The 19,288-nt window shown below is 75.7% G+C and carries 7 protein-coding genes; 4 read left to right on the plus strand and 3 right to left on the minus strand.

Annotated features, from left to right (window positions below; all coding sequences use genetic code 11):
* The first annotated feature begins 168 nt into the window (after positions 1-168).
* Positions 169-1,509 carry a dihydrolipoamide acetyltransferase family protein gene (locus WME85_RS39660; protein WP_437828695.1) on the plus strand — a complete coding sequence of 447 codons (1,341 nt, stop codon included), beginning with the start codon at positions 169-171 and terminating at the stop codon, positions 1,507-1,509.
* A complete protein-coding gene (gene glyA, locus WME85_RS39665) occupies positions 1,506-2,777 on the plus strand; it encodes a serine hydroxymethyltransferase (RefSeq protein ID WP_437304233.1) in 1,272 nt (423 codons plus the stop codon). The genes WME85_RS39660 and glyA overlap by 4 nt, the downstream gene beginning before the upstream one ends.
* 240 nt (positions 2,778-3,017) lie before the next feature.
* On the opposite strand, the gene WME85_RS39670 is transcribed toward glyA, so the two are convergent.
* On the minus strand, positions 3,018-3,848 hold the full coding sequence (locus WME85_RS39670; RefSeq protein ID WP_437828697.1) for a hypothetical protein: 831 nt from the start codon (positions 3,846-3,848) through the stop codon (positions 3,018-3,020).
* 276 nt (positions 3,849-4,124) lie between these two features.
* Between WME85_RS39670 and WME85_RS39675 the strand changes: the two genes are divergently transcribed.
* Positions 4,125-4,406: a hypothetical protein gene (locus WME85_RS39675; RefSeq protein WP_437304235.1), complete on the plus strand. Its 282-nt coding sequence runs from the start codon at positions 4,125-4,127 to the stop codon at positions 4,404-4,406.
* A gap of 370 nt (positions 4,407-4,776) precedes the next feature.
* Positions 4,777-5,379, plus strand: coding sequence for a hypothetical protein (locus WME85_RS39680; RefSeq protein ID WP_437828700.1), 603 nt, complete (start codon positions 4,777-4,779; stop codon positions 5,377-5,379).
* A gap of 338 nt (positions 5,380-5,717) precedes the next feature.
* On the opposite strand, the gene WME85_RS39685 is transcribed toward WME85_RS39680, so the two are convergent.
* Both WME85_RS39685 and WME85_RS39690 read right to left on the minus strand, forming a co-directional pair.
* Positions 5,718-6,056, minus strand: a complete 339-nt coding sequence (locus WME85_RS39685; protein WP_020739698.1) for an HU family DNA-binding protein — start codon at positions 6,054-6,056, stop codon at positions 5,718-5,720.
* A 352-nt stretch (positions 6,057-6,408) separates the two neighbouring features.
* Entirely contained in the window at positions 6,409-18,570 is a 12,162-nt protein-coding gene (locus tag WME85_RS39690) for a tetratricopeptide repeat protein (RefSeq protein WP_437828702.1), read from the minus strand.
* Between the last annotated feature and the right edge of the window lie 718 nt (positions 18,571-19,288).

Here is a 19,288-nt window from a genome sequence, read left to right on the forward strand (position 1 = left end):
CCGCGTGGAGCACGCCGCGCCGCCGACATGCTGACAAATGATGCAAAGGATGCGCACCGGACGAACATGTGTCGTTGCCCTCGAAGGGCGGGCGGCGTATACGACCGTGCCGCCGTTGCCCGGAGAAACGGGCGCTCCCGGCGGCGCACGTTGGAGGAGCGAGAAGCGATGGTCGATGTTCGCATGCCACAGCTCGGCGAGAGCGTGCTCGAGGGGACCGTCTCGAGGTGGCTCGTGCGCGAGGGCGATTTCGTCAAGCGCGAGCAACCGCTGCTCGAGGTTGCGACCGACAAGGCAGACACAGAGATCCCGGCGCCGGTCGCGGGCCGCGTCGCGCGGATCGCGGTGGCCGAGGGCACCGTCGTCGCCAAGGAAGGTCTACTCTGCCAGATCGACGAGACCGCTCAGGCGGAGCCTCAGACGTCGGCCAAGGGCGCGGCGCCAGCGCCCGCGCCCGTCGAAGCGCGGCCCTCCGCGCCGGCGCCGGGCAGCAACGGGCACGACGAGGGCGCCCGCCCGCTGACGAGCCCGTCGACGAAGAAGCTGGCGCGCGAGTCGGGCGTCGACCTGCGCGAGGTGCAGGGGACAGGCGATCACGGCCGCATCACCCGCGACGACGTGATGCGCGCGGCGCACGGCGCGCCGGCCGAGCCGGCTCCGCAAGCGAGCGCGCCGCACGCGCCCGCGGCGCCCCAGGCGGCGAGCCAGGCGGCCGAGCTGTCGCAGCTCATCCAGGCGAGCGGCGGGTTCGTGCCGCCGGTGCCCGGCGTCGGGTTCGGCGCGTACAAGGTGCCGCCCTACACCCCGAAGCCCGGCGACAAGGTGGTGCCGTTCAGCCGGCGCCGCCGCATCACCGCGGACCACATGGTCTACTCCAAGGTGACCTCGCCGCACGTGGTGACGGTGGCCGAGGTCGACCTGCACGAGACGTCGAAGCTGCGCGACGCGCACAAGGACGCGTTCAAGAAGGCGGGTGTGTCGCTGACGTTCCTGTCCTTCATCTGCGCCGCGGCCGTCCGGGCGCTGAGCGAGCACCCGGAGTTCAACGCGCGGGTGCTCGAGAACTCCTACGTGGTGCTGCGCGACGTCAACCTCGGCGTGGCGGTGGACACGCCCGGCGGCCTCATCGTCCCGAGCATCAAGCAGGCGGACGGGCTGTCGCTCCGCGGCATCGCGAAGAGCATCGACGAGCTGGCGGGGCGCGCGCGGTCGGGCAAGATCACGGCCGACGACCTCGCGAACACGACGTTCACGGTCTCGAACCCCGGCCTCAAGGGGAACCTGTTCGGCGGCGCGATCATCTCACAGCCGAACGTCGGCATCCTCAGGATGGGTGAGATCAAGAAGCGCGTCGTGGTGGTCACGAAGGACAAGGAGGACTCGATCGCGATCCATCCGGTCATGTTCCTCGCGCTGTCCTACGACCACCGCATCATCGACGGGGTGTTGGCGAACTCGTTCCTCTGGCGCGTCGCCGACATCCTCACACGCGGAGAGTTCGAAGTATGAGCTTGAAGAGCGACGTGCAGGGCCTGAGAGCGCTGAGCGAGGTCGATCCGGAGATCGCCGAGCTGATCCGGCTGGAAGAGCGGCGGGAGGCGGACACGCTCCGGCTCATCGCCAGCGAGAACTACGTGTCTCGGGCGGTGCTCGAGGCGACCGGGTCGGTGCTCACGAACAAGTACTCCGAGGGCTACCCGCAGAAGCGGTATTACGAGGGCCAGCAGCAGATCGACGTGGTCGAGGAGCTCGCGCGCACGCGGGTGGCCAAGCTGTTCGGGGCCGACCACGTGAACGTGCAGCCCTACTCGGGGAGCCCGGCCAACCTGGCCGTCTACCTCGCCTTCGCGCAGGCGAACGACACGATCATGGGCCTCGGCCTGCCCGCGGGCGGGCACCTGACCCACGGCTGGTCGGTGAGCATCACCGGGAAGTACTTCAAGAGCGTCCCGTACGGGGTGCGCGAGAGCGATCACCGCATCGACATGGACCAGGTCCGCGACCTGGCGCGCGCCAACCGGCCGAAGCTCATCTGGTGCGGGACGACGGCGTACCCGCGCACCATCGACTTCGCGGCGTTCCGGTCGATCGCCGACGAGGTCGGGGCGATCCTGGCGGCGGACATCGCGCACATCGCGGGGCTCGTGGCCGGCGGGGCGCACCCGTCGCCGGTGGGCATCGCCGACGTGGTGACGTCGACGACGCACAAGACGTTCCGGGGCCCGCGCGGCGCGATGATCCTGTGCAAGAAGGAGCACGCGAGCGCGATCGACAAGGCGGTGTTCCCGGGCCTCCAGGGCGGGCCGCACAACCACACGACGGCGGCCATCGCGGTCGCGGCGAAGGAGGCCTCGGAGCCCGGGTTCCGCGGCTACGCGAAGCAGATCGTCGAGAACGCGCAGGCGCTCGGGCGCGCGCTGGAGTCGCGCGGCTTCCGGCTCATCACCGGCGGGACCGACAACCACCTGCTGCTGATCGACATGACCCCGAAGGGAATCGCCGGCAAGCCGTACGCGCAGGCGCTCGACCGCGCGGGCATCGTCGCCAACTACAACTCGATTCCGTTCGATCCACGCAAGCCGTTCGACCCCTCGGGGCTCCGCATCGGCACGCCGGCCGTGACGTCGCGCGGCATGGGCGTCGCCGAGATGGAGCGCCTCGCGGCGTGGATGGATGACGTCGCGCAGAACATCAACGACGAGGCGCGCATCGCGCGCGTCGCCGCCGAGGTCGCGGAGCTCTGCCGCGGCTTCCCCGCCCCGGGCATCCGCCTCTAGCGCGCTGCTCGCCGGGTCTGGGCCGCGCGAGCCGGATCAAGACAAGAGAAAAACCGCCAAGGCGCCAAGGACGCCAAGAGAACCGAGAATTTTTTCTTGGTGCTCTTGGCGCTCTTGGCGTCTTGGCGGTTTGTATTCTTCTCGTCTGGAACCGCTCTCGTTCCGCAGCGGTCGATCAGCGCGCGCGGCCGAGAGCGCCGAGGAGAGAGATCTCCCGGCGTCCTCGGCGCTCTGACGGCGTCACTTCACGTAGAGCTGCGCGGCGGCGATGCCCGAGCCGGCGGTCGCCTTCACGATGTACTTGGCGTTGATGCCGACGGGCAACGACCAGCGGAAGCAATTGCCCCGGCCGCCGAGCGCGGCGTTCGAGCCCGTCAAGGTGTCCTGCGCCAGCACCGAGGAGCCCATCGGGATCGGGGTCAGCGCGACCAGGCTGATGTCGAGCTCGGTGATCCCCGCGCCGACGCCGAGGACCGTGTAGCACTTGCCGGGCATCAGCTGGATCTGCTGCTCGAGCGTCTGCCCGGCGCTGAACTGACCCGCGATCGGCCCCCCCTCCTTCGTCATGCCCTGCGCCTCGGTCGCGGCGAGGTTGTTGAGCGGGATGGTCGCGGCAGAAGCGAAGTTCGGGTCGATCGCTGACGCGCTGCCGGAGCTCGTCCCACCGCCGCTCGGGGCCGGCTGCTGGCCGCCGGTGGTCGTCTGGCCAGGGATCGGGAACGGCCACGGGAAGCCGCCGGGCGCCGTGGGCGCCGTGCCAGGCTGCTGCGGAGCCGGCTGCTGCGTCGTCGGCGCGGGCTGCGTCGGCGCGGGCTGGTAGCCCGGCTGCTGCGGCTGCTGGTACCCGGGCGGCGGGTACTGCTGCGGCTGCTGATAGCCCGGCTGCTGATACCCGGGCTGCTGGTAACCCGGCTGCTGGTAGCCCGGCTGCTGGTAGCCGGGCTGCTGGTAATAGCCGGGCGGGGGCTGGTTCGCGTAGTTCGGCGACGTGGAAGCCTCTCGCTGTTGACAACCGGCAGCGAGGGCTGCGGTGAGGACCATGGCTGACAGGACGCCAATCGTACGGAGCAAAAGAACCTCCTCGAATTTCCGGCGGAACGCCGCGTTCAATCTCACTGACGGGCTCGCGACGCAACGGGTCCCTCGCGGGGAGCTCCCCGGAGCGACCTGCCCCGGCGCCGGATGAACCGAGCTCCGAGGACCGTCCGCCGGATGTCGTTTTGGACGGGTCACGCCCCCGCTTTCATCGCGCTCACCCGGCGAATTGATGCTGCTTCTGCCACGATTTCCCGGGTTTTGACGGTCAGGCTCGGCTGGCCGACGAGAAAAAGTGAGGTAGCCTACGGCATGACCGACCACGGCTCCCGTGCGAAGTTCGATCGTCCCGGAGAGTTTGCGCGGTGGTTCCTGGAACGAGAGATGCTGGCGAGCGCCGGCATGGGGCTCGCGACCGACAGGGCGCGGCTGCACCTCGGGCGCGCGGTCGCCTTCCTGGAGCAGGGGATGCTGCGCGAGTCGCTGACCGAGGCGAACTCGGCCGCGTACCTCGACCGCGCGATCCGGCCCGAGGCGCTGCTGGTCGCGCGCATGTGCGTCCTGCGCGAGCTCGTGGGCGGGGCCAGCGGCTGAGCGACCCCGCCCGCGATGGGCGCCTGGCACCGCGGCGGGGTGGTGCTGTCATTTGCCCAGAGAGGGTTCACATGAAGGCGGTAAGGCGGGAAGATCATTGAGATTTTCTTCCCGCCTTACCGCCTTCATGTTCAAATGCCAGCACTACCCGCGGCGGAGCGGCGCCTGGCACCGCGGCGGAGCGGTACGACCCGTGGCGACGCCCGCGCTGGCCCGCCCGCGCAAAGCGCCTCGCGCATAGCTCCCGGCCTCCGTCGGGTGTATGAGCGCCCGCGAGCACAGCTTTCCGAACGAGGAGCCGCGGCGTGCGGCAGGGCTGTGCGCGAGGAGGCCGCAGATGACGGTGACGGGTAGGTCGTTGGGTTCAGCAGTGCTCTTGGCTCTCTCGGCGGCAGCGCTGGGCTGCGGCGGCGGCAGCAAGGAGTCGGAGTTCGCGGACGATGCCCCGGACGCGGGGACGCTGCCGCCCCCGCAGCCGACAGCGTCCGTCCCGCCCCCGGACGCCGGCCTGCCCCCGGTGGCGGTGCCCACGACGTCGCCCTGCGATGGAGTCCAGTCGCTCGCGATGACCACCATGTTCCAGGGCCGCGCCTCGGCCGAGGCGCCGAGGATGCAGCCGGAAGGGGCGCCGGTGTGCAACGTGGTGCCCGAGGGGCAGACGGCCTCGGGGCAGACCTTCATGCTCCAGCCGGGCAATTGCTACACGTTCCTGGCGCAAGCGCTCCCCACGGTCACCGAGGTCGACCTGCAGCTGGAGATCGACCTCAACGCGGGAGGGCAGCCGGGGCTCGCCGCGTTCAACCTGAAACCGGTGCTCGCGGTCGACTCGGATACCGGGCCGACTGCGGCCATCGGAGCCAAGCAGAGCTGCTACCAGTGGCCATTTCCGCTCCCGGCGACGGCCAAGCTCGTTGTCAAGGCGCGCACCGGGTCGGGGCCGGTGGCGGCGCAGGCCTACAGCCGCAAGAAGTGACGCGGTAGCGCGGTCGGCCGGGCGCACGGACAGGCGGCAGGCGAGGGTGCTCCGAGCTGCCCGGCCCCCCGGAGAGGGGGCCTGCCGCCTCAGGAAGGGGCCTACCGCCTCAGGAGGGGGTCTACCGCCTCAGGCGGTCGACCGTCTCAGGGGGCGTCTACCGCCTCAGGCGGTCGACCGTCCGTCGCCGGGGCCTGCGGGGTCGAGCGGGGCAGGAGGCCAGGAGGACGCGCGGCGGAGAGCGACGGCTCCCGGCGCTCGCACAGGAGCAGGGGCCATGGAGCAAGAACGGCCACGTCGCCGTGGCCGCCCTGCGCTCCGATGGGAGATCCTTGAGCCTAGAGGAGCGCGTCCTTGATGGCCTTGATGGGCCGAGCGCGGACCGACTTGCTCGCCGGCTTCGCGGCGAAGGTCATCGGCTGCTTGGTAAACGGGTTGATCCCCTGACGCGCCTTCGTTGCAGGGCGCTTGACCACCCGGAACTTCGCGAAGCCGGGGAGCGTGAACACGCCCGACTTCTTCAGCTCACGATGACCGATCGTGATGAGGGACTCGAGAACGTTCTTCACCTGCTTGCGGCTCAGCTCATCACCGGCAGCTTCGGTGATGGCCTGGATCAGGCCGCTCTTGCTCAACGTCTTCTTCGCGCCGCCCCCGGCCGTCTTCTTGGTTGCCATGGCTCTCTCCTGGGACATGAGCTCGCGCGCGACACCTCGCCGCGCACAGCCTTAGCGAACCTTACACACGACACAGGACAAAAAAAGACAAAAATGCGGGGAGAAATCGCGATTTCTGAGAGCGGGCATCGCGCGGACCCCTGAAAGGCCGCTCGGAGCGGTGCGCCAGAGGGGGAGCGGAGCCGCTGGGAGGACCGCCGGATCGGCGCGTTGATGGGGCAGAGAGGCGCCAAGAGCACGCGGAAAAGCGGCTAGAATCGCGCGGTTCCGCGCGTCGGCGCGCCGCCTGGGGCGGCCGCGAGGGGCGTCGCCGCGACCCGGGCATACCCGAGGAGAGGCGCGGGAGGGGGGTTTAGCCGGCGCGCAGCTCGTCGAGGAGCGCCCGGGCCGCCTCGAGCGAGGCGTCCTCGGAGACGGACTTGTCGAGCATCAGGCGCGCTTTGCGGCGGTCGCCGGCGGCGAGCGCCATCGCCCCGAGGTGGTAATAGGCGAGCGCCCGCGCGGCCAGGGTGGTGCCGCCCTCGGCAGGCTCGGGGGCAATCTTCATCAGGGTGACCGCGCGGTAAGCGCGCGCGGCGATGTCCTGCTCCCCGAGCCCGAGCGCGGCCTCGCCAAGCTCCATGGCGAGCTCGCCGTTCTGAGGGTCGTTCTCGAGCGCCCTCGAGAGCGCAGTGAGCGACTCGCGCGCATTCCCCTCGGCGTCCTCGATCCGCGCGAGGCGGTGGTAGACGGCGCCGAGGAGCCGCGAGCGACGACCCTTGTTGGCGGCGATGAGCTCCGCCGTGACAGCGCGCGCCTCCTTGGGGCTGCCCGCGGCCGTCAGGGCGTCCACGAGCAGGAGCGCGACCTCGTGATCCTGCGGGCGGAGAGAGCGCGCCTCCCGGAGCACCGGGGCCGCCTGCGCCGCGTCGCCGACATCGAGGAGCAGGCGGCCGGCCGAGACGAGGAGCGCGAAGCGGCCAGCCACGTCGGACGCGGCCGCGGCGTCCTCGAGCGTGATGGCGGCGAGCTCGCGGCTCGCGCCGATCTCGGCGTAGAGCGCGCGCAGGCGGTCGCGGATCGCGGCGTTGCCCGGCGCGGCGCGGAGCGCGCGCTCGAGGCCGCCGCGGGCGTCGCCCAGATGACCCGCGCGCGAGCAGGCGCCGGCCAGGCGGAGCGCGGTGGCGACGAGGGCGTCGCCCTCCTCGAGGGCGATGAGCCTGCGGTAGACCGCGCTCGCGGCGTCCCACCGCTCGGCGGACTCCTCGAGGCCGGCGAGCGCCTTGAGCGCGGCGCGATCCTTGGAGTCGACGTGGAGCAGATCGCCGAGGTGGGCGCGCGCGCGCTCCAGGTCGCCCGAGCGCGCGAGGATCTCGGCGAGGCGCAGCCGGAGCGCGCGCGGCGTGACGGGACCCGCCCCATCGACCGCGGGCTCGGCGGACGCGGCCTCGATCTCCGCGGGGCGCGCCGACGCCGCCGACGCTCGATCGAGCGCGCCCTCGAGCCCGGCGACGAGCTCGCGCGCGTACTCGGCGCCGCCGAGCGCGTAGGCGCGCTCGAGATCGGCGAGCGCGCGATCGCCCTGCCCCAGCGCCCCGTGGACCTCGGCGCGCGCGCGGTAGAGCCACGGGTCGTCCGGGCTCGCCTCGAGCGTCGCCGTGAGCGCGCGGGCCGCGCGGGCGTGCTCGCCCACCGCGCTGCACGCGTCGATCAGCGCCAGCAGGACGTCGCGGTCGCCGGGCGCGACGCGGAGCGCGCGCTCGAGGAGCTCGGCCGCGGCGGCGGCGTCGCCCGCGCGGTCGCGGAGGATCTCGGCGGCCCGGCAGAGCGACTCGACGCGCTCCTCCTCGGCGCCGGCCACCTGCGCCGTCAGCACGTGCAGCTCGGCGAGCGCGTGCCAGGCCTCGCGGGCCGCGTAGCGCGACGCGAGCTCCTCGCGGAGCCGATCGCTCGTGGGGCAGACGGCGTAGCCGGCCTTGAGGGCGGCCTCGGCGGCGGCGTCGTCGCCGCGCGCGGCGTGGAGCTCGGAGAGCTCGAGGGCGAGCTGCGCCGCCTCGCCGCCCTGCTCGACGCGCAGGAGCTTCTCGAGCGCGTCGATGAGGTCGTCCGCGCTGTCGCGCTTGCGGCCGAGGCGCACGAGCGCGCGCAGGACGTCGCGGTTCGCGGCGTCCCAGTCCACCGCCCCGAGGTAGACGTCGCGCGCGCCGCGGTCGTCGCCCCGCTGCTCCAAGAGCGCGCCGAGGCGCATCGAGATCGACGCGATCGAGGCGATGTCGCCGCGATCCTTCGCGGCGTCGAGCTGGAGCGCGAAGAGCTCGCCGAGCTCCTCGGTGCGGCCGGCCTCCTCGAGCATCGTGGCGAGGAGGATGGCGGCCTCCACCTGCGCCGGATCCTCGTCGAGGATGTCGCGGAGCAGGAGCGCCGCCTGCGCCGGCGACTCCTGCGCGAGGAGGCGCGCGCGCTCGAGGCGCAGCGCGCAGCGCTCGGACATGTCGTCGACGAGGGGGACCGTCTCCTCGAGCAGCGCGGAGAGGCGCGCGGCGTCGCCGCTCCGCCGGTACACGCCGGCGAGGGGCATCCAGATCTCGCGCTCGGCGGGCTCGCGGGCGCGGAGCTCCTCGTAGAGGCGCGCGGCGCGCTGGAGGTCGTCGAGCGGGCCGGCGGCGAGGGACGCGGCGTGCAGGAGCAGCGCGCGCTCCTCCTCGGGCGCCGAGGCGCGCGCGGCGCGCTCGGACAGCCACACGGCCGCCGCGAGATCGCCGGCCTCCTCGCGGAGCTCGGCGAGCGCGGCGATCGCCCAGGCGGCGCCGGGCGGGTCGGACGAGGGCGGCGCGGCCGAGCCGACGATGCGCTGCAGGATCGTCTCCGCCTGGTCCCGGTCGCCGAGCGAGCGGGCCGTGCGGACCGCCTCCTCGAGCACCCCGGGGCCCTCGACCTCCGCGAGGAGCAAGAGCGCGTCGACGAGGGCGCGCGGGCGCCCGCTCTGCCGGGCGAGGCGCTCGAAGAGGCGGATCGCGCGCGGGTTCCTCGCGTCGGTGCGGAGCGCGTCGCGCAAGATCGCCTCGGCCCGGTCCGGATCGGCGTGGAGCTCGAGCGCCTCTTCGAGGAGCGAGATCGCCTGGTCGACCTCCGCCGGATCGGCCGCGAGCAGCGTGGCCAGGCGGTAGCGCGGATCGGCGCGCTCGGCGCGGCCCGCGGCGTTGTCGTTAGCGCGCGCGGCGTCGGCGAGGGCGACGCGCTTGCGGAGGACGTCGGCCTGCGCCGGGCGGTCGCCGAGGCGCTCGTAGAGGGCCTCCAGCGAGCGCCACAGCTGCTCGACGTCGATGCCCGCTTCGCGCCCCGCCGAGGGCGCGCCGGCGGCGATCCTCGCCTCGGCGCGGCGGTAGACGGCCGCGGCGCGCTCGTGGTCGCCCGGCTCGAGCTCGAGGGCGCGGCCGAAGCGGAGCAGGAGCGCGACCTCGTGCGGCTCGCCGGCCGCCCGGGCGACGAGCCGCTCGACGAGCTCGAGGTACCGCGGCGTCTGGCCGAGGCGGCGCGCGAGCTCGAGGGCGGCGTCGTGGGCGGGGCCCGCGCCCGGGGTGAGGTCGAGGGCGCGCAGGCGCGCCGTCAGCGCGGGCTCGGGGCGATCGAGCGGCCCTTCATAGAGCGACGCGAGCTCGCCGAGCGCCGCGGCGGCGTCCTCGGCGGGCTCGAGCGCGGGGCCGGCGAGCCTCACCTCGAGCGCGCGGGCGAGCAGGTCGTGGCGCCCGCGGGCGCGCAGCGCGGCGAGGAGCTTCTCGTGCTCGGCCTCGCTCTCGCGCGCAGCCTCGAACGCGGACTCGACGTACTCGGCCTCGCGGTCGGGCGCCTCCTGCCGCCGCGCGATCTCGCCGAGCGCGAGGAGGACCTCGGCCCGGCTGAACGAGACCGCCGCCGGGCGACCCACGCTGGAGCGCGTCGGCGGCATCGTGCTGCGCCGGCCGCCGCCGAGCCCTTCGCCCTCGTGGGGCCGGCGCGCGACGAGCAGCAGCGCGCGGTAGGCGCGGTGCGCGCGCTCGAGCTGGCCGTCCTCGAGCGCGAGGCCGGCGAGGCCGTGGAGCGCGTCGGGGTGCGCGGGATCGATGCGCAGCGCGAGGTCGAACTCCGCCATCGCTCGAGCGCGGTCGCCCGTGGCGAGGGCGACGCGGGCGAGCTCGTGGTGGACGAGCGCGCGCTCCTTGGGGCGGCGGCTGCCGAAGTCCGCGATGATCCCGCGCAGGGACGCGGTCGCGTCGTCGGTCCTGCCGGCGGCGGAGAGGGCGCGGCTCCGCGCGAGGCGCAGCGAGAGGTCGTCCGGGGCGAGGAGGATGGCCTCGTCGAACAGCGGGACCGCGGCGGCGGGCGAGCCGCCGCGCGTGAGGTAGAGATCCGCTGCCTCGCGGAGGAGCGAGAGTCGCGCCGGCGCGTCGCCTCCGTCGCCGATCGCGCGCGCGGCGTCGCCCGCGATGAGCGCGGCCAGCGCGCCCCACGCGCCCGACGCGCGGTAGAGGTACGCGAGCCGCTCGCGGAGCGGCGCGGGCTGCGCGGCGCGGGGCAGCGCCCGCTCGAGGGCGGCGCGGGCGCGTTCGGTCTCGCCGGCGGCGAGGTACGCGTCGGCGAGGCGGAGCGCGGCCTGGTGCAGCTCGTCGGCCGGCGCGCCCGCGCAGAGCCGCTCGAGCGCCTCGGCGGCCGCCGCGTGCTCGCCGCGGCGCGCGAGCAGCCGGGCGAGGGCGTCGAGCGCCTCGGCGGAGCCGATCTCCGCGGCGCGGCGGTAGCTCGCGATCGCGCGCTCGGGCTCGTTGAGCTCGTGCTCGGCGAGCGAAGCCGCCTCGAGCCAGAGCTCGGCGGCCGCCAGGCCGCCGCCGGCCGCCTCGCGCGCCGTCGCCTGCTCCTCGCGCAGCAGCATGAGCTCGCGGTGCAGGCCGCCCGCCTCGAGCAGCGCGGCGAGCCTGTCGATCGACGGGCCGTGGCCAGGGCTCTCCGCGAGGTTCTGGCGGAGCAGCGCGATCGCCTCGGCCGCGCGCGGGGTCTCCGAGAGGAGCTCGGCGGCGTCGTACCGGAGCGCGACGCGGCGCTCGACGTCGCCCGAGACCTCGATCTGCCGCTCGCGCAGGCGCACGAGCTCGTCGCGCCGCGAGGCCCTCCGGAGGAGCGCCGCGAGGCTCTCGCCGACCGGCTCGTCCGCTGGATCCTCGTCGAAGAGCCCGCTGTAGAGGGCGATCGCCTCCTCGGGCTCCGCCGCCTCGGCCGCGACGCGGAGGAGCCGGCGCTGCTCGCTCGACGCGAGCGGGAGCGCGGCGCCGCGGCGGCAGAGCGCGACGATCTGCGGCCGCTGGCCCGCTTCCGCGAGCATGCCGATGAGCGCGTCGATCGCCCACAGGGCGGCGCGCGCGGGGGGCCACGCGCCGGGGATCGGGGGCTCTGCGCCTTCGTCGCCGAGGCGCCGCACGGCGATCTCGAGGAGCTCCGCGGCGATGTCGCGGGCCCGCGCCGCGTCGCCCGCGACGTCGCGCGCCGTCTCGACGGCCTCGCGGTAGAGGGCGAGGTCGTGCCCGGTCGCCGCCGCGAGCCGGAGCAGGGTCGGGACGAGCGAGGGCCCGCGCCGGTGCCGCAGGAGCTCCGCGAGGTCGAGCAAGATCGCGCTGTTCGCGGGGTCGTGGAGGAGCGCCTGCTCGAAGGCGCGCTCGGCGGCGTCCTGATCGGCGCGCGCGTCGCGGTGCCAGCGGCCGACGCGGAAGGTGAGGTCGCGGAGCGTGGCGGCGGGGACGTCGCCGCGGCGCTCGAGCTCGGGGAGCGCGTCGGCGATCGTGTGCCAGCGGGCAGCGAGGTCGGTGAGCCGCAGCAGGCCCTCGGGCGGCTCGGCGCCGGGCGAGAGGAGGAACGCGCGGAAGGCGAGCTCGAAGGCGCCCTCCCGGTCGCCGCCGCGCTCCTCGAGCAGCGCGGCGGAGGCCTTCAGGATGGCGACGCGCTCGGCGTCCGTCTCGGCCGCGGCGAGCCGCGGCTCGAGCAGCGCGACCTGGCCGCGCCAGTCGTCGGCGGCGGCGCAGATCTCGAGCAGCGCGCCCACGGCGGCGACCAGCGCGCCGCGGTGCCCGGCCGACGCCGGATCGATGCGGCGGAGCAGCTCCTCGAGGCCCGCGCGCGCGGCGGACGCGGTCCCCTCGCCGCGTTCGCCGCCGTCGCCGAGCGCGGCGAGGGCCGCGCGCTCCGCCTCGTGCGCGCGGCGGTAGCCCTGGACGGCGCGCTCCCACGCGAGCGTGCGATCGCGGTGCGCGTCGCCGAGGCGACGGAAGAGCTCCGCGCTGCGCGCCGCGCCCGCGGCGTCGTCAGGGGACGCGCCGGCCGCAGAGGCCTCCGCCTCGAGCAGCGCGACGAGATCGTGCCAGCGCTCGGTGCGCGTGTAGAGCGCGGCCAGCGCGTCGCCGCTCTCGGGGTCGGGCGAGAGCTCCTCGCGGACGCGGCGCCAGGTCGCGATGGCCTGCTCGACGTCGCCGAGCTCACGCTCGAACAGGCGCGCGACGCGCGCGAGATCGCGCCGGGCGCCCGCGCCGCCGCGCACGGCCGCGCGGCGCTCCAGCACGGCCGTGAGCTCCCGGTAGCGCCCGCCCTCCTCGAGGATGGCCGCGAGCCCGTCGAGCGCCTCGAGGTCCTGCCGGTCGTCGGCGAGGCGCGCGGAGTACGCCGCGATCGCCCGCGCCTCGTCGTGGAGCCGCGCCGACGCGAGCCGCGCGAGCTCGCCGAGCGCCGCGCGCCGCGCCGCCGGGTCCTCCTCGAGCGCGGCGAGCGTGTCGAGCACGTCGCACCGCTCGGCGACGCGGTCGGCCTCGGCGAAGAGCCGGTCGAGCGCACGGGCGGCGCCCCGCGCGGCCGCGGCGTCGCCGTGGCGCTCGGCGAGCGAGAAGAGCCGGCGGAAGAGCGCGATCGCCCCCTCGGCGTCGCCGAGCCGGTCGCGGCGCAGGAGCGCGGCGTCGCGCACGAGCGCGAGCGCCTGCTGCGCGTCGGCGGCGCGCGGCTCGGCCGCGGCGAGGACCTCGGCCAGGCGGTCGTGCCGGCCGAGGCGCTCGGCGAGCTCGGCGAGCTCGACGCGATCGCCGGGCTCCGACGGCCTGAGCTCGACGAGCTCCGCGAGCCGCGCGAACGCGCCCGGCTCGTCGCCGAGGGCGTCGCGGCGGAGCCGCACGATCTCGCGCAGCAGCGCCGGGCGGTCGTCGACGTCGGCGCCCTCGAGCTGGATCTCGAGCACGCGCACGAGGTCCTCCGGCCGCTCCGCCTCGCGGTAGCGCCGCGCGAGCAGGACGGCCGACCGCTGCCGCGCCGCGCGGGCGGGGAGCGCGCTGTCCTCGCCGGCGGGCGCCTGCTCGGGCGGGATCGCCGCGAGGACCCGCTCGAGCAGCGCGAAGGCGGCGCTGGACCTCGGGTGCGCGTCGAGCAGCTGCTCGATCACCGGGAGCGCCGACGGGGCGTCGCCCACCCCCTCGATCCAGAGCAGCGCGATCCGCTCGCGCAGCCGCTCCGCGGCGTCGCCGGCGAGCCTCGGCAGCTCGGCCGTCAGCAGATCGATGAGCGGGCGGTCCCTGCCGTGGCGCTCGTAGAGCCGCTCGAGCGCGGCGCGGGTGCGCGCGTCGTCCTGGAGCGGCAGCAGCTGCTCGAGGTAGCGCATCGTGCGCTCGCCGTCGCCGGCGAGGTCGCGCGCGACGGCCGCGGCGTCCTCGAGCAGGAAGATGCGCTCGTCGGCCGCCGAGGTGCGCTCGAGCATCGCGTCGTAGAGCGCGAAGAGGTCCTCCCAGCGCTCGGCCGCGTTGTAGGCGAGCTTCAGCCGCTCGAAGCCCCAGAGCGAGCCCGGCACGAGCTCCACGAGCCGGCGGAGCAGCGCGAGGGCGGCCTCCGGCGCGTCGAACCACTCCTCGTGGTGCTCGACGCCGCGCCGGCCGATCTCCTCGATGACGTCGGGCGCGAGCGCCGCGCCCGCGCCCGCGTCGTCGAGCGCCGCGGCGTACGCGGCGGCGACGCGCTCGGGCTGCTTCGCCCGGCGCCCGAGGTCCTCGAGCCGATCCCAGAGGGCGAGCTCGCCGGGCAGCTCGGCGACGGCGCGCAGCGCGACCTCGAGGCCGCGCTCGGCGTCGTGCTCGTGGTGCTCGAGCAGGCGCTCGAACCAGCCGCGGCGGACGGCGGCGCCCTGCGCGGACGCGAGGCCGCTCAGTACGCCGCCGCCGCCGCCGGCGGCGCCCGGCGCCGCGTCGGCGCGCGGGCGCGGCGCGGGCGAGCTCGCGAGGAGCGTCTCGAGCAGGGCGACGCGGGCGGCGGGGTCGTCGAGCGCGTCGCACGCCCGCTCGAGCAGCAGCGCGGCGCGCGCCTGCGTCTCGGGGCGCCGGAGCGCGCGCTCGGCGACCTCGAGCACCGCGGGCTCGATCGTGCCGGCCTCGATCGCCGGCGCGATCGCGTCGAGCGCGTCGGCCGGCCGATCCAGCCGGTCGAGCAGCAGCGTCGCGAGCTCGACGTCGAGCGCCACGCGCGCGCTGCCCTCGCTGCGGTCGCGGCGCATCGCGAGCACCTCGGCCGCGCCCTCGTGATCGCCGAGGTCGGAGAGGAGGCGCGCCCGCGCCGCGAGCGCGTCGTCGTTCTCGGGATCCGCCTCGATCAGCCGCCCGTAGAGCGCCGCGGCCGCCGCGCGGTCGCCGATCTCCTCCTCCCAGGCGGCCCACGCGGCGAGCGCCCGGAGGCGCTCGCCCTCGCCCGTGCGGTCCGTCAAGAGCGTGAAGAGCCAGCGCCGGTCCACGCGGCGCGCCAGCGTGTCCGGGCTCTGCGCGAGGAACGCGCGGAACGCCTCCAGCGCGGCGGGGTCGAGCGCGCCCGGCGCGGCGTCGCCGCCCGCGGGCGGCGCGAGCAGGCGCCGGTAGACGGACGCGGCGTCGTCCTGCCGGTCGGGATCCGCGGCGAGCACGCGCGCGAGCGCGGCGTCGATCGCGCGGCCCCGCGCCGCCGCCTTCCCGGCGGGCGCGCTCCCCTCCCCCTCGGCCGCCAATCGGTCGCGCAGCTTGAGCGCGGCGTCGACGAAGCGGGACGTCGCGCGCGCCCGGATCGCGGCGTCCTCGAGGGCCGCGAGCGCCGAGAGCGCGTCCTCGCCTGTCGGCGCCGTGTCGAGCAGGACCTCGCCGACGGCGGCGAGCCGATCCCAGGCCCCCTGCCCGCGGTAGAGCGACGCGAGGCGGCCGGCGGCGTCGCGGTGCTGCGGCGAGGCGGAGAGCACGCGCTCGTAGAGCTTCTGCGCCCGCTCCGGATCCGCGAGCGGCCCCTCGGCGAGCGCGGCGGCGCGCAGCCACGCCGCCACCGCGGCCTCGAGGTCGCCCGGCGCCGCGGTGACGCGCGCCGCGGGGGCGCCCGCGTCTCCCGCGGCGCCCGCGACGCCCGCGACGCCGATCCCGAACGCCGCCAGGTCGCCGAGCCGCTCCAGCCAGAGCGCCTCGTCCTGCGGATCGCTCGAGGCGGCGACCCGCCGCTCGAGCACGTCGCGGAGCAGCTGCGCCTCGCCGGCGGAGAGCGCGAGCGCCTCCATCGCGGAGAGCGCCGCGTCGGAGAGCGCCGCGCCGCCCGAGAGGATCTCGCGGTAGTGCGCGACCGCGCCCGGGATCTTCCCGCCCTTCGCCGCCGCCTCGGCCATGCGAAGCTCGTGCGCCACGCGCTCCTCGGGCGCGATGCCCGGGAGCCGCTCGGCGAGCGCGCCGTAGAGCGCGTCCCACGCGCCGCCCGCCGCGTACGTCTCGAGCAGCGCCTCGTACGCCGCGTCGTCGCCCGCGTCGTCCTCGATGGCCGCGCGGTACGTCGCCGCCGCGCCGGAGAGGTCGCCGAGATCGCGGCGCTGGATCGTGCCGATCGCGTGCAGCAGCTCGCGCCGCCGCGCCGGCGGGCACGGCTGCGCGAGCGCCTCGCGGTAGAGCGCGAGCCGCTCCTCGGGGCTCCCCTGCTCGCGCAGGAGCGCGTCCACCCGCGCGATGAGCTCGGGGGACGAGGGCTCGAACGCGAGCGCCCGCCGGTACAGGGCGAGCGCCTGCGTGACGTCGCCGCTCGCGAGCAGCGCCTCGCCCGCCCGCCGGGCGAGGTGCGACAGCGCCGGGCTGTCCACCGCGCGGTCGCCGAGCGCCCCGGCGAGCGCCGGCGCGCGGCGCGCGGACTCGCTGCCGTGCTCGGTGAGCCGCTCGACCTCGGCGACCCACCGGGCGAGCCGCTCCGGCGCCGACGCTGTCGCGAGCGTCAGCGCGCGCGCCGCCAGGTCGAGCGCCCGCTTCGGATCCCTGAGCTCGCGCTCGGCGACGCTCACCGCCTCCTCGAGCGCCGCGAGCCTGCCCGAGACGTCGGCCGGCGCCGGCGCGGCCGCGCCGGGGGTCCACACGACGGGCGCGATCTCCGCCCGGGTCTCGAGCACGCGCACGAGCAGCGGGGCGGCCCCCTCCTTGCGCGCGATCGGCTCCAGCACCGCGCAGGCCGCGAGCCGCTGGTCGTCGGTCAGGTGGAGGTGGGCGCTCTGCCGCGACGGGGACGACTCCACCCCGCTGCCGCCGGCGCCGCTGCCCGGGGCCGGCCCGAGCATCTTCTCGAGCGCGAGCCGGCTCGGCCGGTCGGTCGGATCCAGCGCGAGCGCGCCGCGGTACGCGGCGATCGCGCCGGCCGGATCGTCGAGCCGCGCCATGCGGATCGCGCCGATCCGGGCGAGCACCGAGGCGCGCTCCTGGCCGGCCGCGAGCTCGGCCTCGGCCTCGAGGAGCGACTCGAGCTCGGCCCAGCGCCGCTCCTGCTCGAGCAGCGGGATGAGCCGCGCGTGCGCCTCGCGTGACGGCCCGAACGCCGCGAGGTAGCGGCGCCAGGCGGCGACGGCGGCCGGCAGGTCCGCGAGGCGGGTGCGCAGCTCGGCGGCGCGGAAGGCGAGCTCCCGCGCCGCGCGGCGGTCCGGCTCCGCCTCGGCGCGCCGCTCGAGGACCCACGCGAGGCCGTCGTGCGCGGCGGTGGCCTCGTACAGCCGCTCGAGCGCGGCGAGCGCGCGCGGCTCGCGCGAGGAGCCCGCCTCCGCGAGCCTGCGGTACGCGGCGATCGCGCCCGCCGTGTCGCCGAGCTCCTCCTCGTAGAGGCGCGCGAGCCGCTCCGCCGCGGCCTCGCGCGCCTCCGCGTCCGTCTCGGCCTCGACGAGCCGCTCGAGCGCGCCCGCGAGTCCGCGCGCGTCGCGCTCCCGCTCGCAGAGCTTCGCCAGCCCGCGCGCCGCGCGCCGCACGGCCGCGCCGTCGGGCTCGCCGTCGAGCGCCTGCAGGAACGCCGCGCGCGCCCGCTTCCCGTCGCCGAGGCCCTCGTACAGCTCGCCGAGCTCGGCGGCGATGCGCGCCCGGAGCGGCTTGTCCTTGGCGCCGGAGGACGCGCGCACGAGCACGCGCGCCGCGTCCATGCGGCGGTCGAGCGCCGGCGCGAGCGCGAGGAAGCGCTCGCGCACCGCCTCGTCGGACGGATCGACCGCCAGGATCTGCTCCGACAGCGCGAACGCCGAGGCGAGGTCGCCGAGCTTCTGGAAGAGCAGCTCGACGAGCCGCTTCTGCACCTCGACGCGGCGCGGCCCCCGCAGGTTCTCGATCTGCAGGGTCATCATGCGGGCGGCGTCCTGGGCCTTGCCCAGCCGCGCGTGGGCCGACTCGAGCGCCGCGGCGGCGCGCACGAGGGCGGTCTTGCGCCCGAGCAGCGCCTCGCCGGCGCGGAAGGCGGCCTCGTGGGCCGGGTCGTGCGCGAGCACCTCCTCGACGTGAGGCAGCGCCCGCTCGATCTCCTTGAGGGGGCCGCTGTAGAGGTCGATGAGCCGCGCGCGGATCTCGGGCGCGTCGGGCGGCGGCGGCTCCGCGGTGAGCGCCTGCTCGAGCAGGCGCGCGACGTCCTGCATGCGCCCGGCGCGGGCGTAGCGGGCCTCGAGCGCCCAGCGCGCCGAGGCGTCGGCGGGGTCGATCCGGAGGATCTGCTGGAGCAGCTTGATCGCGCGCTCCTCTTCTTTCCCGCTGGCCTCGATGAGCTCGAAGGCGCGGCGGAGCAGGGAGAGCTGCTCGGCGCGGTCAGCGCGGTGGTTCGCGGCGAGGGCGTAGAGGTCCGCGAGCTTCGGCGGCTCGTTCGCCTCCACGAGGATGCGCTCGAGCCGGTAGAAGGCCTCCTGGTGCGAGGGCAGGACGGAGAGCGCCCGCTCGAGGTAGGGGCGCGCGCCCCCGGGGTCGCCGAAGGAGTCGGCGAGGAACTCGGCGGCGTGGACGAGGAACTCGGCCTGGGCGGCCTGCGGGAGCATCCCGAACCGCCGCTCGCCGGCGAAGCGCTCGTAGGCGAACGCGAGCTCGGAGAACCGGTCGTCGCGCGCGGTGGCCTCGTGGAGCTTCGCCCACAGCTCGGGGTGCGGGTTCCCCTTCGCCGCGGCGGCCACGAGCACGTCGAGCGCGGCCGCTTCGTTGTCGATCCCCTGCTCGAGCGCGGCTTCGAGGTTCTCGATACGGAACGAGACGCGCGCGCTCTTCGTGTCCTGCTGCATGTTGGATCCGAACCTCGGCTGGCGATGGGGCGAGAGGCCGGCGTGCCGGCGCTGCCGTCGAACCTGCGCCCGCAGTGCGCTGCGGAGCGCCGCCCAAGGTAACAGGAGCGTTTCCCAAATGGGCTCGCGGATCGGCGGCCAGGACGCTGCCGGGGCAGGCTCCGCCGCCGGGGGCGGCGGCGCGCAGCGCGCGGGAGCGCGGCGCAAGGGGGCGAAAGGGGTAAAGAGCGGCCCGGGCGTAGGACCCGCGGGCCGCCGCGGAGGCCTTCGCGCTTGCCTCGATCGCGCGCCGCGGGCAGGTCCCTGAAGAGGCGACATCGAACGACCGGCGAGCAGGCGCCCGCGCAGGGGTCGTGCGCTGTCTCCTCCAGGGCGCCCGGGTAGGCACACCGCCGCCGTCTCGCTACTCCGGCGCCAGGACGGCCCGGGCGAGCGGCGGTGGGGGCTCGCAGGCTGCTCGCTCGCGCGCGTCGCGCCTCGTCGCGGCGGATTGCCTATCACGCGGTATCGCCCGTCCGACTCCCTCGTTCGCAATGCCCGAGCCTGCTTCGACGCGGCCAGCGATTCCCATCGTGAGCTCACCGACTCGATGGCAGCGCACCGGGCACCTTGACGAGGCCCTGGCTGGGTACCAGGGAGCCCAGCCACGGAGGCGGGCTCATCGCCGGCGACCCGGCGCTGGCTGCTGCAGGGACGGCTGTCCGCGCCTTTGCCCTGA

The sequence above is a fragment of the Sorangium sp. So ce1153 genome (assembly GCF_051521595.1).
In the GTDB taxonomy this organism is placed as follows: domain Bacteria; phylum Myxococcota_A; class Polyangia; order Polyangiales; family Polyangiaceae; genus Sorangium.

Bases quoted from the DNA above. Each gene is read 5' to 3' on its own strand.
- WME85_RS39660 (WP_437828695.1), top strand. From the start codon at position 169: ATGGTCGATGTTCGCATGCCACAGCTCGGCGAGAGCGTGCTCGAGGGG.
- glyA (WP_437304233.1), top strand. From the start codon at position 1,506: ATGAGCTTGAAGAGCGACGTGCAGGGCCTGAGAGCGCTGAGCGAGGTC.
- WME85_RS39675 (WP_437304235.1), top strand. From the start codon at position 4,125: ATGACCGACCACGGCTCCCGTGCGAAGTTCGATCGTCCCGGAGAGTTT.
- WME85_RS39685 (WP_020739698.1), bottom strand. From the start codon at position 6,056: ATGGCAACCAAGAAGACGGCCGGGGGCGGCGCGAAGAAGACGTTGAGC.
- WME85_RS39690 (WP_437828702.1), bottom strand. From the start codon at position 18,570: ATGCAGCAGGACACGAAGAGCGCGCGCGTCTCGTTCCGTATCGAGAAC.